The 15,796-nt window shown below is 60.7% G+C and carries 14 protein-coding genes and 1 other RNA gene; 9 read left to right on the top strand and 6 right to left on the bottom strand.

Translation table 11 applies throughout. The features are described 5' to 3' along the window. Positions 1–80: 80 nt before the first annotated feature. Positions 81–704, top strand: coding sequence for a hypothetical protein (locus tag SM764_RS16835; RefSeq protein WP_369002272.1), 624 nt, complete (start codon positions 81–83; stop codon positions 702–704). A gap of 196 nt (positions 705–900) precedes the next feature. Here SM764_RS16835 and SM764_RS16830 read toward each other — a convergent pair whose 3' ends face one another. From SM764_RS16830 to SM764_RS16805, 6 genes are all read right to left on the bottom strand, one after another. Further along, positions 901–1,374 carry an SspB family protein gene (locus SM764_RS16830; RefSeq protein WP_065273396.1) on the bottom strand — a complete coding sequence of 158 codons (474 nt, stop codon included), beginning with the start codon at positions 1,372–1,374 and terminating at the stop codon, positions 901–903. A 123-nt stretch (positions 1,375–1,497) separates the two neighbouring features. Then, a complete protein-coding gene (chrA, locus tag SM764_RS16825; RefSeq protein WP_490363085.1) occupies positions 1,498–2,799 on the bottom strand; it encodes a chromate efflux transporter in 1,302 nt (433 codons plus the stop codon). A gap of 89 nt (positions 2,800–2,888) precedes the next feature. Beyond that, positions 2,889–3,335, bottom strand: coding sequence for an ester cyclase (locus SM764_RS16820; protein ID WP_065273398.1), 447 nt, complete (start codon positions 3,333–3,335; stop codon positions 2,889–2,891). A gap of 156 nt (positions 3,336–3,491) precedes the next feature. Further along, positions 3,492–3,956, bottom strand: coding sequence for an ester cyclase (locus SM764_RS16815; RefSeq protein WP_369002270.1), 465 nt, complete (start codon positions 3,954–3,956; stop codon positions 3,492–3,494). Between the two features lie 88 nt (positions 3,957–4,044). After that, positions 4,045–4,397, bottom strand: a transfer-messenger RNA (tmRNA) gene (gene ssrA, locus SM764_RS16810). Positions 4,398–4,450: 53 nt separating this feature from the next. Beyond that, on the bottom strand, positions 4,451–5,188 hold the full coding sequence (locus SM764_RS16805; RefSeq protein WP_065273400.1) for a FadR/GntR family transcriptional regulator: 738 nt from the start codon (positions 5,186–5,188) through the stop codon (positions 4,451–4,453). Positions 5,189–5,396: 208 nt separating this feature from the next. On the opposite strand from SM764_RS16805, the gene SM764_RS16800 reads away from it, so the two are divergent. From SM764_RS16800 to SM764_RS16765, 8 genes are all read left to right on the top strand, one after another. Continuing rightward, positions 5,397–6,500 carry a dimethylsulfoniopropionate demethylase gene (locus SM764_RS16800; RefSeq protein ID WP_368946692.1) on the top strand — a complete coding sequence of 368 codons (1,104 nt, stop codon included), beginning with the start codon at positions 5,397–5,399 and terminating at the stop codon, positions 6,498–6,500. A gap of 16 nt (positions 6,501–6,516) precedes the next feature. Next, positions 6,517–7,509 carry an acryloyl-CoA reductase gene (gene acuI / locus SM764_RS16795; RefSeq protein ID WP_368946809.1) on the top strand — a complete coding sequence of 331 codons (993 nt, stop codon included), beginning with the start codon at positions 6,517–6,519 and terminating at the stop codon, positions 7,507–7,509. A 177-nt stretch (positions 7,510–7,686) separates the two neighbouring features. Beyond that, positions 7,687–8,910 (top strand): aminotransferase class V-fold PLP-dependent enzyme, encoded by a 1,224-nt coding sequence (locus tag SM764_RS16790; RefSeq protein WP_368946691.1) that lies wholly within the window; start codon positions 7,687–7,689, stop codon positions 8,908–8,910. 30 nt (positions 8,911–8,940) lie between these two features. Continuing rightward, a complete protein-coding gene (locus tag SM764_RS16785; RefSeq protein WP_369002269.1) occupies positions 8,941–10,377 on the top strand; it encodes a cryptochrome/photolyase family protein in 1,437 nt (478 codons plus the stop codon). 162 nt (positions 10,378–10,539) lie between these two features. Then, a complete protein-coding gene (locus SM764_RS16780) occupies positions 10,540–10,980 on the top strand; it encodes a TrgA family protein (RefSeq protein WP_065273832.1) in 441 nt (146 codons plus the stop codon). Positions 10,981–11,013: 33 nt separating this feature from the next. Next, the gene (locus tag SM764_RS16775; protein WP_065273404.1) at positions 11,014–12,138 is read left to right on the top strand and encodes an NUDIX domain-containing protein; all 1,125 of its coding nucleotides are present in this window, start codon (positions 11,014–11,016) and stop codon (positions 12,136–12,138) included. Between the two features lie 81 nt (positions 12,139–12,219). Then, complete coding sequence (locus tag SM764_RS16770) at positions 12,220–13,254, top strand: cysteine synthase A (RefSeq protein ID WP_065273405.1); 1,035 nt, start codon at positions 12,220–12,222, stop codon at positions 13,252–13,254. Then, positions 13,251–15,686: a DUF3772 domain-containing protein gene (locus SM764_RS16765; protein WP_369002268.1), complete on the top strand. Its 2,436-nt coding sequence runs from the start codon at positions 13,251–13,253 to the stop codon at positions 15,684–15,686. Before SM764_RS16770 ends, SM764_RS16765 begins: the two co-directional genes overlap by 4 nt. Positions 15,687–15,796 lie beyond the last annotated feature (110 nt).

Raw genomic sequence — 15,796 nt, 5'->3', positions numbered from 1 at the left:
GCGCGCCGGATTGCCTGCGCACCGAAATAAGCTAAAGTCACCGGAAAATACTTTCGCTCATCTTTAGACAAGGAACGCCAGTGCCCGATTATTCTGCCCCCTCCAGTCCATCAGCCGTTGCCCGCGTCAGGGCGTTTCCGGCCGTACGTGACGGTGTGGCATGGCTCCGCTGGGTCATGCTTCAGGCTGCGATGTTTTGTGCCGCAGTTCTGCTGCTTGCGCAGGCGGCTATTGCGGATATCGCGCCGTTTGTCGGGGCCTACACCGGGTCGGTGATCGTCACCCATCCCGACGGCGAGAGCGAGCTGCGGGACATGAGCGTGACGATTGCTGAGGCCAAGAAGGGATTTACCGTCAAATGGAGCACCGTCACCATCAAAGGGGGCGGCAACCGCAAGGCAAAAACCTATGAGATCAGTTTCGTGGATAGCGATCGGTCGGGGATTTTTGCCGCTGCGATGGAGCAGAACGTCTTTGGCCATGCCGTCCAGATGGATCCGATGAAAGGCGATCCCTACGTCTGGAGCCGGATTGCCGGAGATACCTTTACGGTGTTTTCAATGTTCATCGCGCCGAACGGCGATTACGAGATGCAGCAATACGACCGCACCTTGGTCAAAGGGGGGCTGGATCTGAAGTATGTGGTCCATCGCAATGGTGAGCCGACCCGGATGGTTTCGACCTTTCTGAAGCGTCAGGACTAACGCCGCGCCGTATTGCCTTGCTGTCCCCCGTCAGGGCTGGTTTTCGATGCAGAGTAGCCGCGCCGATGGCTGACGGTTCAAGCGGGCAAAGGCCCTATTTGGGGTATCTGAAAAAAACGCCACCCGTGACGCGCAAAAGGTTTAGCCGTATTTCGCGATCTGGGTTTCTGGAGATCCGGCAGGCCGCGACCAGCAGTTACTTGCGGAAGCTGTCCAGCGATACCACCTCGGCGTCGGTTTTCTCCGCTGTCTCATCCGTGGTCGTATCTTCCTCGGGCGCGGTGATGTCTTCGGGCTGTTCGTCCTCGACGTCGTCCTCGGCGGTTTCGAACCGCAGGCCGAATTCGACGGAGGGGTCCACGAAGGTTTTGATCGCGTCGTAAGGAATATAGAGCGGCTCTGGCGTTTCACCGAAATTGAGCGTGACGGCAAAGCCATCCTGATCGACGGCAAGATTGTCATACCAGTGCTGCATCACCACGGTCATTTCTTCCGGGTAGCGTTCGCGCAGCCAGTCGGCAAGCTGGGCATCGGGATGACGGGTGTCAAAGGTGATGAAGAAGTGATGATTGCCGGGCAGACCGTTGTCCGCCACATCCTGCAGGACGGTGCGGATCAGGCCGCGCATGGCGGAATGCATCAGGTTACCGTAGTCGATTTCTCGGGACACGCTGAGACCCCTTTTTCTTTTCCCCCAGCATAGGGGATTCTCCGGGAAACGAAATAGTTACCGGGACCGATTTGTCAAAAAAACAGCGCAACGAAGGGGGCATTTTCCGCTCTGGCACAGGGATTACGGGAGCAGCAGATCGGGTGCAGCCGCAACTGCGAGCCCCGCCACAACCATAAGCGCCAGAAGCCAGAGCAGCCGCCCGCGCAGCGCGATGGCCGCGCCCGCTGCCACTGTTGTCAGAAGCAGCGCCTCGGCGTCAAGGCTGCTCCAGTCCGGCACCACAAAGGACAGCGGCCCGACCTGTGTCTGCGGCAGGTCGCGGAAAAGGACGTGCAGCAGGAACCAGACCGACAGGTTGAGTATGACACCGGTCACCGCAGCGGTGATCGCCTTTAGCGCGCTGCCAAGGCGGGGATGCCGCGAGAGGCGCTCCACATAGGGGGCGGCGGTAAAGATCCACAGGAAGCAGGGCACGAAGGTCGCCCAGAGGGCCACCGCCCCGGCAGCCAGAAACACGGGCATCCCGCCGGTCGTCAGCCCGGCCAGCATTGCGATGAACTGGGTGACCAGGATCAGCGGTCCGGGGGTGGTTTCTGCAAGACCCAGCGCGTCGATCATCTGCCCGGCGGTGACCCAGCCATGCTGCTCGACCACGGTCTGGCTCATATAGGCGAGCACCGCATAGGCGCCGCCAAAGGTTACCACGGCGAGTTTGGCAAAGAACCAGCCAATGTCTGCCAGAAAGCCGAAGCCGGAAAAATGCAGCAGTGCCAGCGGCGTCAGCCAGAGAATGCTCCAGAAGGCAGCGATCCGCAGCGGCGATTGTGGCCCGTGTCCCTTTGTGACTTCTGCCGGTTCCGCTGCCGGTGTCTGGCCTTTCACAAGACCAAACAGACCTGCGCCCAGGACGACAACGGGAAAGGGCAGGCCAAGGAAAAATAACCCGACAAAGCCGAGACCGGCGAGAGCCCAATCGGAGCCTTTTCTGAGGGCCTTCTTACTGAGCCGCCACAGGGCTTGCAGAACCACGATGATGACCGCTGCCTTGATCCCGGCAAAGGCGGCCTGAACCCCCGGCACGGTGCCAAAGGCAGCGTAAAACCAGACCAATGCGGCGATAACTGCGGCGCCGGGCAGCACAAAGAGCAATCCGGCCAGAATCCCCCCAAAGGTGCCGCGCAGGCGCCAGCCGGTATAGGTGCACAGCTGCATCGCTTCGGGGCCGGGCAGCAGCATGCAGAAGGAGAGACCGCGCAGGAATTCATCTTCGCTGAGCCAGTGGCGCTGCTCCACCAGTTCGCGATGCATCAGGGCGATCTGAGCGGCGGGGCCGCCAAAGCTCAGCAGGCCGATACGAAGGAAAACGCGGAACAGATCGCGAAAATCCGGGCGGTCGGGCGTGAAGCTGGCAGACAAGTCGATCTCCGCGGCTGATCGGGGCAGGGTCTTGCATGCCTATAGGGCAGCCGCGCCCGCGGAGACAGAAAAAACTAGCTTAGTCTGTGGAGGGATTACTGAGCCCAGATCAATTGCTCGCCTGTGAGGCAGATCGGGAGGGAATCCTCGGGCAGCTGGCCAAGCTGCTCGAACATCTTCATGTAGTCTATGGTTGCAATAAGTTCTGTCACTATTGCTTCTTTGACCCGGGCGATGATCTGCCCGGTAAAGCGAACGTCATCCCCAGTTGCGGCGGATTGCGCCTGCACGATCAACTTTACTGCAACCCACTCCCCCTGCTCGACAGGATAGGCGTATTCGAAGTGAATATTCTTTAGCAGGTCATTCAACGCGGTGACCACTTCGCCATAGTTCTGTGGCGCAGCCAGCTCTGATATCGCTCCCTGCATCGTGGTGCCAGAATTGGAGAGGGCATTTATGGCGGCCGTGTCCGCTTCTTCCCAAAGCTCGTGAAACCATTGCTTTACAGTCTCAAGAACGCTGCCTGTCTGATGAGTCATTCGTTGGGGTCTCGGTTGGTCAGAGTTGAAGTGTCAATCCGGTACTTGTTACCAACAGTGAAGTCGAGAGGGCTTGTGGTTGCGAATCAACCACTTTTACGTGTGGATGTTTTCTGGTGAAAAGGGTGGGTTGAGTCCGTTTGTGGGGCTGGCGGTCTAATGCGCCGCGGCGAGGCTGTGGGGTGTCTGTCTGACCCAGCCGAGCCGCTGCCCGGTCATGCAGATCGGGATCGTGTCGGGCGGCAACAGGTCCATTTGCTCCAGCAGGCAGATATAATCGACGTGATTATAGGCTTCGGTGATCCTGCCGTTTTCGAACCGGGCCATGACCTGCCCTGAAACCTCAAGCGGGGCGCCCGTGTCGGTTCTTGAGGTGCGCACGACGAGAAAGGCTGAAACCCAGTCGCCTTCGGCGATCACCTTGGGCAGGTCCACTTCAAACCGCCCGACCTGGGCCTGAAAGGTCATGATAAGGTCTCGGAAATCATCGATTCCCATCTGCATTTCAGGAACGATTCCCTTGGCGATGGTGTCCGGTGCAATGAAATCTGTGATCGCGTCCAGGTTTCCTTTTTCCCAGACCTCGGTATACCAGTTTCGCAAGCGTTCGGCGTTGGTCATCACAGTTCTCCGTCTTGCGCATAGGGTGCGCCCAGAGTCTGAATAAAACCTATACGGGTGCCTGTGATCGTTGAGAAAGCTGGGGAAAAGTGCAGGTTTCTGTTGCCAGGTACCTGCGAACCCCGCCTAACGCGGCTAGGCGCTAGGACTTAAAGTCGGTTCGACTCGAACTGCTTACGCAGCCAGAGCAACCGGAGCACGATTGTCGTTTGCAATTGTACTAGTTTCGCCGATAACGGTGGCAGACAGCCGAGACAAAGCTAACCCCTTTAGACGTTCGTCGATCCTGTTTCGGCCCCATGATCCCCAAACGAAGGATATATGGTGGAGCCGCCGGGTACCGCCCCCGGGTCCGATCCGCTTATTACGAGCGCGTTTATGTCCATAGTTCCACGAGGGAACAGTGAGAACATAGGTGCTGACCGGGCGGAGTTAAAGGGGCAAATCGGATAGACAGTGCGAATTTTCTGGGCCGAATTACCTGCGATCAGGCGTCAGGTAGAGACCGCCGCAGCACGTGCGGCAAAGACATCCGAGGCCAGCTTGCGCGTTTCCTTTTCCAGATCACTGAGGCCTTCGCTGGCAGCGGTGCCGTCACCGGATTCGATGGCATCCGCGATGCGTCCGTGCAAATCCACGATACGTGCACGGTCCCTTGCGGTGAAAGTGATCATGTTCATCAGCGGCTGCATCGCTTCGACTGCGCCAGCCAGCTGATAGGACAGGACCGGATTGCCCGCGCCATCGACGAGCGCCCGGTGAAAGGCAACATCCGAGGCGCAGAAGGCTTCATCGGTCAGGCCGGGCTGGGACTGGCGGAACATCTCGGTCCGCATCGTGGCCAGTTGATCGGCTGTGCGCCGCTGGGCCGACAAGGGCGCGCAGGCGCGCTCGAGCGCATAACGCGCTTCGCAGGCTGTGTCGAAACTGACCGCATTCATCGACAGCAGCAGGGTCGAGGTGGTCACCTGCTGGGGGTAGGCATCTTCAAAACTCAATCTGTTGACGAAGGCGCCGCCGGTGGCGCCGCGCTGCGTACGGATCAGCGATTGCGCCGCAAGCCGTTTCAACGCTTCGCGTACGGTCGGGCGGGACACCTGAAAATGATCGGCCAGTTCGGCCTCGGAAGGAAGTCGTTCATCGACGATCAGCTGACCGCCAATAATCGCGTCCTTGATTGCTTGTGCGATTTGCACAGAGAGGTCGTCGGAACTGGAAGGGTCGATTTTCATGGGTACTGTCCTGTCGATATCCGGCGTCATTACCATATCGTGAGGGGCTGTAAAAATCATTTGTCAGACATTTAAAAGTCTGACATTTGGGAAGCAAGCGTTGAGTCGCGGTTTCCGACCCTTGGGTGAAGCGTAAAAACCCTGTTCCGGTGAGGATGAGGAGGACCGCAGGCTACTGGGCAACGCGCCTTGCCAGGGAGGATTTGCAATGGCACTGATTTCACCGTCGCGTCGGCTGCGGCGCACCCCGTTTTCCCAAGGTGTGGAAGAGGCCGGAGTGCGCGCCTACACCGTTTACAACCACATGCTGCTGCCCACGGTTTTCGAAAGCGTCGAGGCGGATTACCATCATCTGAAAAACCATGTTCAGGTCTGGGATGTGGCCTGTGAGCGCCAGGTTGAACTGCGCGGACCCGATGCCGGGCGCCTGATGCAGATGCTGACCCCGCGTGATCTGCGCGGGATGACGGCAGGCCAGTGTTTCTACGTGCCCATCGTCGATGAAACCGGCGGCATGCTGAACGATCCCGTGGCAGTGAAGCTGGCCGAGGACCGCTGGTGGATCTCCATCGCGGACAGCGACCTTCTTTACTGGGTCAAGGGTATCGCCAATGGCTGGCGTCTGGATGTGCTGGTGGACGAACCCGATGTCTCACCGCTGGCCGTGCAGGGACCCAAGGCCGAGGAGCTGATGGTGCGTGTCTTTGGTGAAAGCATCCGTAATATCCGCTTCTTCCGCTTCGGGGTTTATCAGTTCCAGGGTCATGATCTGGTTATTGCGCGCTCGGGGTATTCCAAACAGGGCGGGTTCGAGATCTACGTGGAAGGCAGCGAATTTGGCATGCCACTGTGGCGCAAGCTGTTCGAGGCGGGTGAGGATCTTGAGGTCCGCGCGGGCTGTCCGAACCTGATCGAACGGATCGAGGGCGGCTTGCTCAGCTACGGTAACGACATGACCGATGACAACACGCCGCATGAATGTGGTCTGGGCCGGTTCTGCAATACCCATACGGCGATTGGCTGTATCGGCCGGGATGCGTTGTTGCGGGTCGCCAAGGAAGGGCCGGTACAGCAGATCCGCCCGATTGCCATCGACGGGGATGCCGTGCCACCCTGTGATCAGTTCTGGTCGGTGTTTGCAGGCGGTCGTCCGGCGGGGCGAATTTCCTCGGCGGCGTGGTCGCCCGATTTTCGTACCAATGTGGCAATCGGCATGGTCCGCATGACTCATTGGGATGCGGGCTCAAGACTTGAGGTGGAAACACCCGACGGCATGCGCACGGCCACCGTGCGCGAGAAATTCTGGATGTGAAACGAGGGGAAGCATGATGTTCAACGCATTGGTCGTGAATAAGGACGAAGACACCGGAAAGACATCTGCGGCGGTCGAGGAGATCAGCCTTGATGACCTGCCCGAGGCCGAGGTGACTGTGGCGGTGGACTATTCCACCGTGAACTACAAGGACGGTCTGTGCATCGGCCCTGGTGGCGGTCTGGTCCGCAAATACCCGCATATTCCCGGCATCGACTTTGCCGGTACGGTCGAGGCGTCTTCGGATGCGCGTTACAAGGCGGGGGACAAGGTGGTCCTGACCGGCTGGCGCGTGGGAGAGGCACATTGGGGCGGTTATTCGCAAAAGGCCCGTGTGCGCGCCGATTGGCTGGTACCGCTGCCCGAAGGGCTGACAACCCGCCAGGCGATGGCAGTGGGAACCGCTGGGTTCACCGCCATGCTGGCGGTCATGGCGCTGGAGGATCACGGGCTGCAAAAGGACCACGGTCCGGTTCTGGTGACAGGCGCCGCCGGTGGAGTTGGCTCAGTTGCAACCGCGATTCTGGCTAATCTCGGCTATGAGGTCGCGGCCGTGACCGGCCGTCCAGAGACCGCGGATTACCTGCGCAGCCTTGGCGCGACACAGATCGTGGCCCGTGAAGAAATCAATGAGACGGTCAAACGCCCGCTGGAAAGCGAAACCTGGGCGGGCTGCGTTGATGCGGTCGGCGGGGCGATGCTGGCACGTGTGCTGGGGCAGATGAAATACGGTGCCTCCGTTGCGGCGGTGGGGCTGGCTGGTGGTGCGAACCTGCCCGCAACTGTGGTGCCCTTCCTTTTGCGCGGGGTGAACCTGCTGGGTATTGATTCCGTAATGCAGCCCTATGACAACCGCCTGCGCGCCTGGGAGCGGATCGCGACCGATCTGCCGATGGACAAACTGGAGGCGATGATCCAGCCCGCAACTTTGCAGGATCTGCCGCAACTGGGCGCAGACATCCTCAAAGGGCAGGTCAAAGGCCGCGTCGTGGTGGATGTGAACGGGTAACGGAAACACCGTTTTTCTGAGACGAAGGGAGCGCGCAGGGTTGATACTGCGCGCTCTTTCTTTTGGCTACGCATCTGGCGCCTCACGCTGCAGGACGGTTCCACCGCGTACCGGCGCTTGACCTTGCACGGCAAGATCTGCATCCCTTTTGCGAACACAAAAGCAGGGGAATGACAGATGGCGCTGGATATTGATTTTGTACGCGGGCAATTCCCGGCCTTTGCCGAACCCACGCTGCAAGGGCAGGCTTTCTTTGAAAACGCAGGCGGCTCCTATACCTGCAAGCCGGTGATTGATCGTCTGATACGCTATTACACCCAGCGCAAGGTGCAGCCCTATGCGCCTTACGAGGCCTCGACCCTGGCCGGGGCAGAGATGGACGAGGCCCGGCAACGGCTTGCGGCAATCCTGGGGGTGGATACCGATGAGGTTAGCTTTGGCCCCTCGACCACGCAGAACACCTATGTTCTGGCGCAGGCGTTCCGGCAGTTCCTGTCCCCGGGGGAGGCGATCATCGTCACCAATCAGGATCACGAGGCCAATACCGGCCCCTGGCGGCGGCTGGCCGAAGAGGGCATTGAGGTCCGTGAGTGGAAGATCGACCCTGCCACCGGTCATCTGGATCCGGCGGATCTGGAGGCGCTGCTGGACGAAAACGTGCGCCTTGTTTGCTTTCCCCATTGCTCGAACGTGGTGGGAGAGATCAACCCGGTGACCGAGATCACCGCGCTTTGCCATGCAGCGGGGGCCTTTGTCTGCGTCGACGGGGTGTCCTACGCGCCGCATGGGTTGCCCAACGTCGGGGAGCTGGGACCGGACATTTACCTATTCTCGGCCTATAAGACCTATGGTCCGCATCAGGGGATCATGGTCATCCGCCGCGCGCTGGGCGAAATCCTTCCGAACCAGGCGCATTATTTCAACGGCGACGTTCTCTACAAGCGCTTCACCCCTGCGGGACCCGATCACGCACAGGTCGCGGCCAGCGCCGGTATGGCGGATTATATCGACGCCCTGTGCGATCATCACGGCGGCCCTACCGAAGACGCGGCAGCGCGCGCCGGGTTCGTGCACGATCTGATGCGTGACCACGAGGTCAAACTGCTGCAACCGCTGTTGGATGCGCTGAAGGACCGCAACGATCTGCGCCTCATCGGGCCAAGCGACGCCGCCGTGCGCGCGCCGACCGTGGCTGTTGCCGTCAACCGGTCTGGCGCTGGGCTGGCAGAGGAACTGGCCGGGCATGGTATCATGGCGGGCGGCGGGGATTTCTACGCGGTGCGCGCGCTCTCGGCGATGGGGGTGGACCCGGAACAGGGCGTCCTTCGGATGAGTTTTACCCATTACACCAACGAAAATGAGGTGACGCAGCTGATCGAGGCCCTAGATCGCGTGCTGTAACTAGAATGGCAGCACAGGACTTTCAGACATATGACCAGCAATGCCCCGGTGATCTGGTGGATCCGGCGCGATCTGCGCCTTGCGGATAACCCGGCCCTGACGGCGGCCGTGAACAGCGGCGCGCCTGTCATCCCGCTTTATATTCTGGATGCGCAGGACAAGGCGCTGGGCGCGGCGCCGAAATTCCGTCTTGGCCTTGGGCTGGAGAAACTCGCCGAAACGCTGTCCGCGCGCGGCAGTCGGCTGATTTTCCGTCGCGGCGATGCGCAAGAGGTTCTGCGGCAGGTGATTGATGAGACCGGGGCAGGGAGCGTCGTCTGGTCGCGGCTTTATGATCCCGAGGCCATCGCGCGGGATACAGCGATCAAGGAGGATCTGAAGGCCTCCGGGATCGCTGTACAATCCCAAGGCGGGCGGCTGCTCTTTGAACCCTGGACGGTCGAGACCAAGGCAGGGGGCATGTTCAAGGTTTACACCCCGTTCTGGAAAGCCGTTCGCGATCGCCAGCCCGCCGATTTGCTGCCCGAGCCGGGCAAGCTGTCCGCGCCGGAGAGCTGGCCGGACAGCGATGCGGTGGCGGATTGGCAGATGGGCGCGGCGATGCGGCGCGGCGCCGATATTGTGCGGGCGCACTGCAATGTTGGCGAACAAGCGGCGCTGGACCGTCTGGACGGGTTTCTTGAAGCGGCTGTCGCTCGCTACAAGGACCGCCGCGATTACCCGGCCGAGGATGCAACCTCGAACCTGTCGGAAAACCTCGCATGGGGTGAGATCAGCCCGCACCGGATGTGGCATCTGGGCCAGCGCGCGATGGCAGGCAGCGGGAAAGGCGCGGAACATTTCCTGAAAGAGGTGGTCTGGCGCGAGTTTGCCTACCACCTGATGTATCACAGCCCGCAGATCCTGACGGAAAACTGGCGGCCAGAATGGGACGGTTTTGGCTGGTCCAGCGAGATCACCCCGGATGTGGAGGCCTGGCAACGGGGGCAGACCGGGTATGACTTTGTCGATGCCGCGATGCGGGAGATGTATGTCACCGGCAGGATGCACAACAGATCGCGCATGATCGTGGCAAGTTTCCTGACCAAACATCTGATGGTGCATTGGAAGGTCGGGATGGACTGGTTTGCGGATTGTCTGGTGGACTGGGATCCGGCGGCCAATGCGATGGGCTGGCAATGGACCGCAGGCTCCGGCCCCGATGCGGCGCCGTTCTTCCGCATCTACAACCCGGAAGGCCAGATCGACAAGTTCGACGCGGATCGGCGCTATATCCGCCGCTGGATCGCCGAAGGCCAGCGCAGACCGCCGCAAAGCGCGACCAGCTTTTTTGATGCGGCGCCGCTCAGTTGGGGCCTGTCCCCGGACCAGATGCGCGCCCGGCCCCTGATCGATCTGAAAGCGGGGCGGGAGCGGGCTTTGGAGGCCTATGGGCAGCACCGTAGCGCCGGACAGAAAGCAGGCTGAGTGACGCCGGGCAGGGTAGCTTTGTTGCCCAGTTGCGCATGGTGGCAGAACTTGTTCCCGGCACCCTTGTCTGCGAGGCGGGAACCGGCGAAATTGCTGGTCAATGCAGGATGCGGTGGCCGTTTGGGGGCGACCGCCACAACAGGAACGGAACCCGCCGGGATGCCAAACGGAGCACGACTGATCGCAGCCCTGTCGATGGCGCTGCTTGCCTTTGTTGTTTCGGGCATGATCATGCCCCTGATGCCCGAGGGTACCGATTTTGGCTATTTCACCTATGTGAACATGGCCATCGGGGTTGTCTGTGGCTGGATCCTGATGGGGCGGCGGGCTGGTCATGGTCTGGTGCCTGCCATCAACAACGGGATCACCGGCATGGCGGTGATGGTGTTCTGGGGGCTGTTCGTGCAGGGCGTCTGGGAGATGTTCCGGCTGGCCATGCGGCACCGGTTTGACGGGCCGTTCGAGGCGCTGACTGCGATCTTCACCATTTCGCTGGACTATTTCTTCGTTATGGCGGTGCCGCATGTCCTGCTGGCGCTGGTGATCGGCGGGGTTCTGGCGGGCCTCGCCACCGAGAACGCTCACAACCGCTGGCGCTGACTGTCAATTTTCACTTCATAATGGGGGAGCCTTGTGGCTGATCTCTTTTTATACGGCACGCTGCGCTATGTGCCGCTGCTGGAATGCGTTCTGGGACGCAGCGCCGAAAGTCTTGATGCGCGGCAGGCGCAGCTTGCCGATCACGCAGTGCGGCAGGTCAGGGACCAGCCCTTTCCCGCCATCGAGGCCTGCGAAGGCGCCTCTGCGCCGGGGCTGCTGCTGCGCGGTGTGACGCAGCAGGATCTCGACGCGCTCAATTTCTATGAAGGCGGTTTCGATTATGCGCTGAAACAGGTGGAGGTGCGCCTGGAGGGGGGAGAGCCTGCGCATGCAGAGGTATATTTCCCAGCGCCCGGTATGTGGGATACCACTGAGCTCTGGGATTTGGACGGCTGGATTGCAGACTGGGGCGCGCTGTCACTGCGCGCTGCCGAGGAGGTCATGGACCTGCGCGGTTGCAAATCGGCTGAGGAGATCGCCCGGATCTTCCCCTCGATCCGCCGCCGCGCCGCGTCCTGGTTGGCGGCGCAGGCCCGGCCAGAGGATCCGGCCCACGATCTGGCGCGGGATGTGCGGGTGCACGGCCACAAACGTGCCTATGTGAATTTCTTCGCCATGGAAGAGATGGACCTCCAGTTCCGCCGCTACGATGGCAGCTTCAGCCCGGTGGTGAACCGGGGAGTGGCGCTGGTTGGACGGGCGGCGGTGGTTCTGCCCTATGATCCGGTCCGCGATCAGGTGCTGCTGATCGAGCAGTTCCGCGCCGCGACCTATATTGCCGGAGAAAAACGCCCCTGGATGTGGGAGCCGGTGGCGGGTCTGATCGACCCCGGTGAAACGCCGGAAGAAACCGCTCGGCGCGAAGCACAGGAAGAGGCGGGCGTAGCCGTCACCCAGCTGGAGCGCGTGGCCGAGGTCTATCCCTCAAGCGGCGCTTCAGGTGAATTCATTCACATTTTTGTGGGGCTTGCCGATCTTGATGCGGTCGAAGGTGGCGGCGGGCTGGCCAGTGAACACGAGGACATCCGCAGTAAAGTCATTTCGTTCTCTGAATTTATCGATGCGGTGGACAGGAATACCTATCAGGACATGCCTTTGGTAACGGCAGCGCTGTGGCTGGCCCGGCACCGGGACAGGCTTCGCGCGCACATCGGTTGAGCGGGGCACAGTTGTGGCTTCGCGCCTTGTGATCGGAGGGGCGGTTGGCTAAGTCTGTAGAGAAAGATCGAAAGGGATACTATGCGCATTGCACGTGATCTGGCCGATGCAATCGGCCATACGCCACTGATCCGGCTGAACCGCGTCAGCGACGAAACCGGCTGTGAAATTCTGGGCAAGGCGGAGTTCATGAACCCCGGCCAGTCGGTCAAGGACCGTGCGGCGCTCTATATTATCCGCGACGCCATCGCACGCGGCGAGCTGAAGCCGGGCGGCACCATTGTTGAAGGCACCGCGGGCAACACCGGGATCGGTCTGGCGCTGGTGGGGGCCTCGATGGGATTCAAGACCGTCATCGTGATTCCCGAAACCCAGTCCGAAGAGAAAAAGGACATGCTGCGCCTTGCGGGTGCGCAACTGGTGCAGGTTCCGGCGGCGCCCTATCGCAACCCGAACAACTTCGTGCGCTATTCCGAGCGTCTGGCCAAGGAACTGGCCAAGACCGAACCCAATGGTGCGATCTGGGCCAATCAGTTCGACAATGTCGCCAACCGTCAGGCCCATGTGGAAACCACCGGCCCCGAGATCTGGCAGCAGACCGACGGCAAGGTCGATGGTTTCATCTGCGCTGTCGGCTCGGGTGGTACGCTGGCCGGCGTCGCCGAGGCGCTGCAGCCCAAGGGCGTGAAGATCGGTCTTGCCGATCCGATGGGCGCCGGGCTTTACAGCTATTACACCACCGGTGAAATCGCGATGGAGGGCTCCTCCATTGCCGAAGGCATCGGTCAGGTACGCATCACCAAGAACCTTGAAGGCTTCACACCGGATTTCAACTATCAGGTCCCGGACGAAGAAGCCCTGCCGTTTGTCTTTGATCTTCTGCATAACGAAGGTCTGGTGCTTGGCGGTTCGTCGGCGATCAACATCGCGGGCGCCGTACGCATGGCCAAGGAAATGGGACCGGGCAAAACCATCGTTACGGTGCTGTGTGATTATGGCACGCGCTATCAGTCGAAACTTTTCAACCCCGATTTTCTGCGTGAGAAAAGCCTGCCGGTGCCGGACTGGATGACTCACGCTCCTGCCTCCATCCCGGGTGTATTCGAGGACGTATGAAACGCATAGCTGACTTGCTGCGCATTTGGGGGGCTGGGCTGATCCTGTTGATCGGCCTGGCCCTTCCGCTGTCTGCACAGAGCACGGAAGAGATCCGGGCCATGTCTGCCGAATGGCAGAAAACCGCGACGCGTGCGGAACAGGTTATTGATGCCAACCGGGCTTCCAACGCTGCGCTGGAACAGCTGCGAAGCGAATTGGCCAGATTCCGGCAGACCTTTCTGTCTTCAGGCACCGACAACGCTGACCGGATTCGCACGCTGGAAGGGCAGCTGGAGGCGCTAGGTCCGCCCCCGGCAGAGGGCGAGACCGAGGCCGAGGATATCGCCCAGTTGCGGGCAAGCCTCCGAGATCAGCTGAATGCCTTGCGGGTCCCACGGGTGGTTTCTGAAGAGGCTTACAGCCGCGCCGACGGCTTGATTGCAGAGATCGACAAAATCATTCGCGAACGGCGCACCAAACGGTTGCTGGAACGGGGGCCGTCACCTCTGAACCCGCAATACTGGCCCGAGGCAGCCGCCGATCTGTCCGATGCCGGAATGGCAGTGTGGCATGAAACCGCTTTCCAATTGGGCAATGACACCACGCGGGAGCGGATCAGCAACAACCTGCCGGCGATTTTGCTGCTGCTGCTGTTGTCCGGGCTGCTGCTCTTGCGGGGACGCCCTTGGGCACGGGCTGCGGGCAGCCATTTGCGCCAATATGGCGGCGGTGGCACCGGCGTTTGGAGTTTCGTGGTCTCCTTGCTGGAAGTTCTGCTGCCGTTCGGTGGCATCCTGTTGCTGACCGCTGCAATTGATCTGTCCGGTCTTCTTGGGCTGCGCGGTTCGCTGCTGACGGATTACGTGCCGGTCTGGGCCTTCTTGCTGTTGTCCTTCCATTGGTTGGGCGAACAGGTCTTCAAGCCGCGCGACGGCAGCAGTCTGATCCCGGTTGCAGACAACCGGCACCAGCAGGCCCGGTTGATGCTGGATCTTCTGGCGGTGTTGCTGGTGCTGAAGGATGCGCTGATCCGTCTTGAGCAGATCGAAAGGATCTCGGTCGAGGCCCATGCGGTGCTGGGCTTCCCGCTGATCGTCTTTGCGGCGCTTGTGATGTTACGGGTACAGCGGCTAACGGCCATCTCCGAGATGTCCGAGACCCAGCAGAGCGAGGACGACGACACAGGAGCGCCAGCTGTTTCAAATGTCGGGCGGATACGGTCCGTCGTGCGACGTGGCGCCTATACCTTGGGGATCGTGTCGCCGCTGGTGGCTGCAGTCGGCTATACCAATGCGGCCGAGGCGCTGATTCATCCGGCAATCTCCACGCTTGCGATCCTCGCGGCAATGCTCGTGCTGCAACGCTTCATTGGCGATGTTTACGGCTGGCTTAGCGGCAAGGGGCAGACCGCGCAGGATTCGCTGCTCACGGTGATCTCTGGCTTCCTGCTGGTGACGCTGTCGTTGCCGATTTTGGCCATCGTCTGGGGGGCCCGCGTTGCCGACCTGACGGAGCTGTGGTCTCGGTTCCTTGCGGGCTTTTCGATTGGCGATACGCGGATTTCTCCGACCGCTTTCCTTAGCTTTGCAATCGTATTCGCCGCCGGGTATGCGCTGACCCGTCTGGTGCAGGGTAGCCTGCGCAATTCTCTGCTGCCAAAGACCAAGATCGATCCGGGCGGCCAGAATGCCATTGTTTCGGGGCTTGGCTATGCGGGGATATTCATTTCCGCTGTGGTGGCGATTTCCCTGGCCGGACTGGACCTGTCTTCGCTGGCGATTGTTGCCGGTGCCCTGTCTGTCGGGATCGGTTTCGGCCTTCAGACCATCGTGTCGAATTTCGTATCGGGCATCATCCTGCTGATCGAACGCCCGATCTCCAAAGGCGACTGGATCGAGGTTGGCGGGTTGATGGGCTACGTGCGGGATATCTCGGTGCGCTCCACCCGGATTGAGACCTTTGACCGCTCTGATGTGATCATCCCGAACTCTGACCTTATCACCGGGACTGTGACCAACTATACGCGCGGCAACACGGTAGGTCGCGTGATCGTGCCGGTCGGGGTGGCCTATGGCACGGACCTGCGCAAGGTCGAGAGTATCCTGATGGAGATTGCCAAGGCCAATCCGCTGGTTCTGATGAACCCGGCACCCAGTGTGATCTTCCAGGGCTTTGGTGCTGACAGTCTCGATTTTGAAATCCGCGCCATTCTGCGGGATGTGAATTGGGTGCTCTCAGTCAAATCCGAGATGAACTACGAGATCGCTCGCCGGTTCCACGAAGAAGGCATCGAGATCCCGTTCTCGCAGCGCGATATCTGGATCCGCAACCCCGAGGCTCTCGCGACATCGCAGTCTTCCGGTCCGGCTGCCCCTCGTTCGGCGGTCGACGATCCGGTTAAACCCGATCTTCAGGATCTCGACCCCGATCAAGCCGACGGAGAGGATTGAGCGGGCGCGCCTGACGTGCCCGTAAAACCTTGCGCGATGCGGCGTCGCGGGCGACGGCGAATAGTTGATTCGTTAAGATTGCCGCGGCTGTTTGTTTCGTACGCAGCAAC

This window comes from Pseudophaeobacter sp. 1A16562 (genome assembly GCF_041008785.1).
Taxonomy (GTDB): domain Bacteria; phylum Pseudomonadota; class Alphaproteobacteria; order Rhodobacterales; family Rhodobacteraceae; genus Phycobacter; species Phycobacter gallaeciensis_A.
Note: the sequence above shows the minus strand (reverse complement) of the source record. Positions and strands in the feature narration are given on the sequence as shown.

Coding starts and splice junctions, on each gene's coding strand:
- SM764_RS16820 (WP_065273398.1), bottom strand. CDS start 3,335: ATGACTCATCAGACAGGCAGCGTTCTTGAGACTGTAAAGCAATGGTTT.
- SM764_RS16815 (WP_369002270.1), bottom strand. CDS start 3,956: ATGACCAACGCCGAACGCTTGCGAAACTGGTATACCGAGGTCTGGGAA.
- SM764_RS16805 (WP_065273400.1), bottom strand. CDS start 5,188: ATGAAAATCGACCCTTCCAGTTCCGACGACCTCTCTGTGCAAATCGCA.
- SM764_RS16800 (WP_368946692.1), top strand. CDS start 5,397: ATGGCACTGATTTCACCGTCGCGTCGGCTGCGGCGCACCCCGTTTTCC.
- acuI (WP_368946809.1), top strand. CDS start 6,517: ATGTTCAACGCATTGGTCGTGAATAAGGACGAAGACACCGGAAAGACA.
- SM764_RS16790 (WP_368946691.1), top strand. CDS start 7,687: ATGGCGCTGGATATTGATTTTGTACGCGGGCAATTCCCGGCCTTTGCC.
- SM764_RS16785 (WP_369002269.1), top strand. CDS start 8,941: ATGACCAGCAATGCCCCGGTGATCTGGTGGATCCGGCGCGATCTGCGC.
- SM764_RS16780 (WP_065273832.1), top strand. CDS start 10,540: ATGCCAAACGGAGCACGACTGATCGCAGCCCTGTCGATGGCGCTGCTT.
- SM764_RS16770 (WP_065273405.1), top strand. CDS start 12,220: ATGCGCATTGCACGTGATCTGGCCGATGCAATCGGCCATACGCCACTG.
- SM764_RS16765 (WP_369002268.1), top strand. CDS start 13,251: ATGAAACGCATAGCTGACTTGCTGCGCATTTGGGGGGCTGGGCTGATC.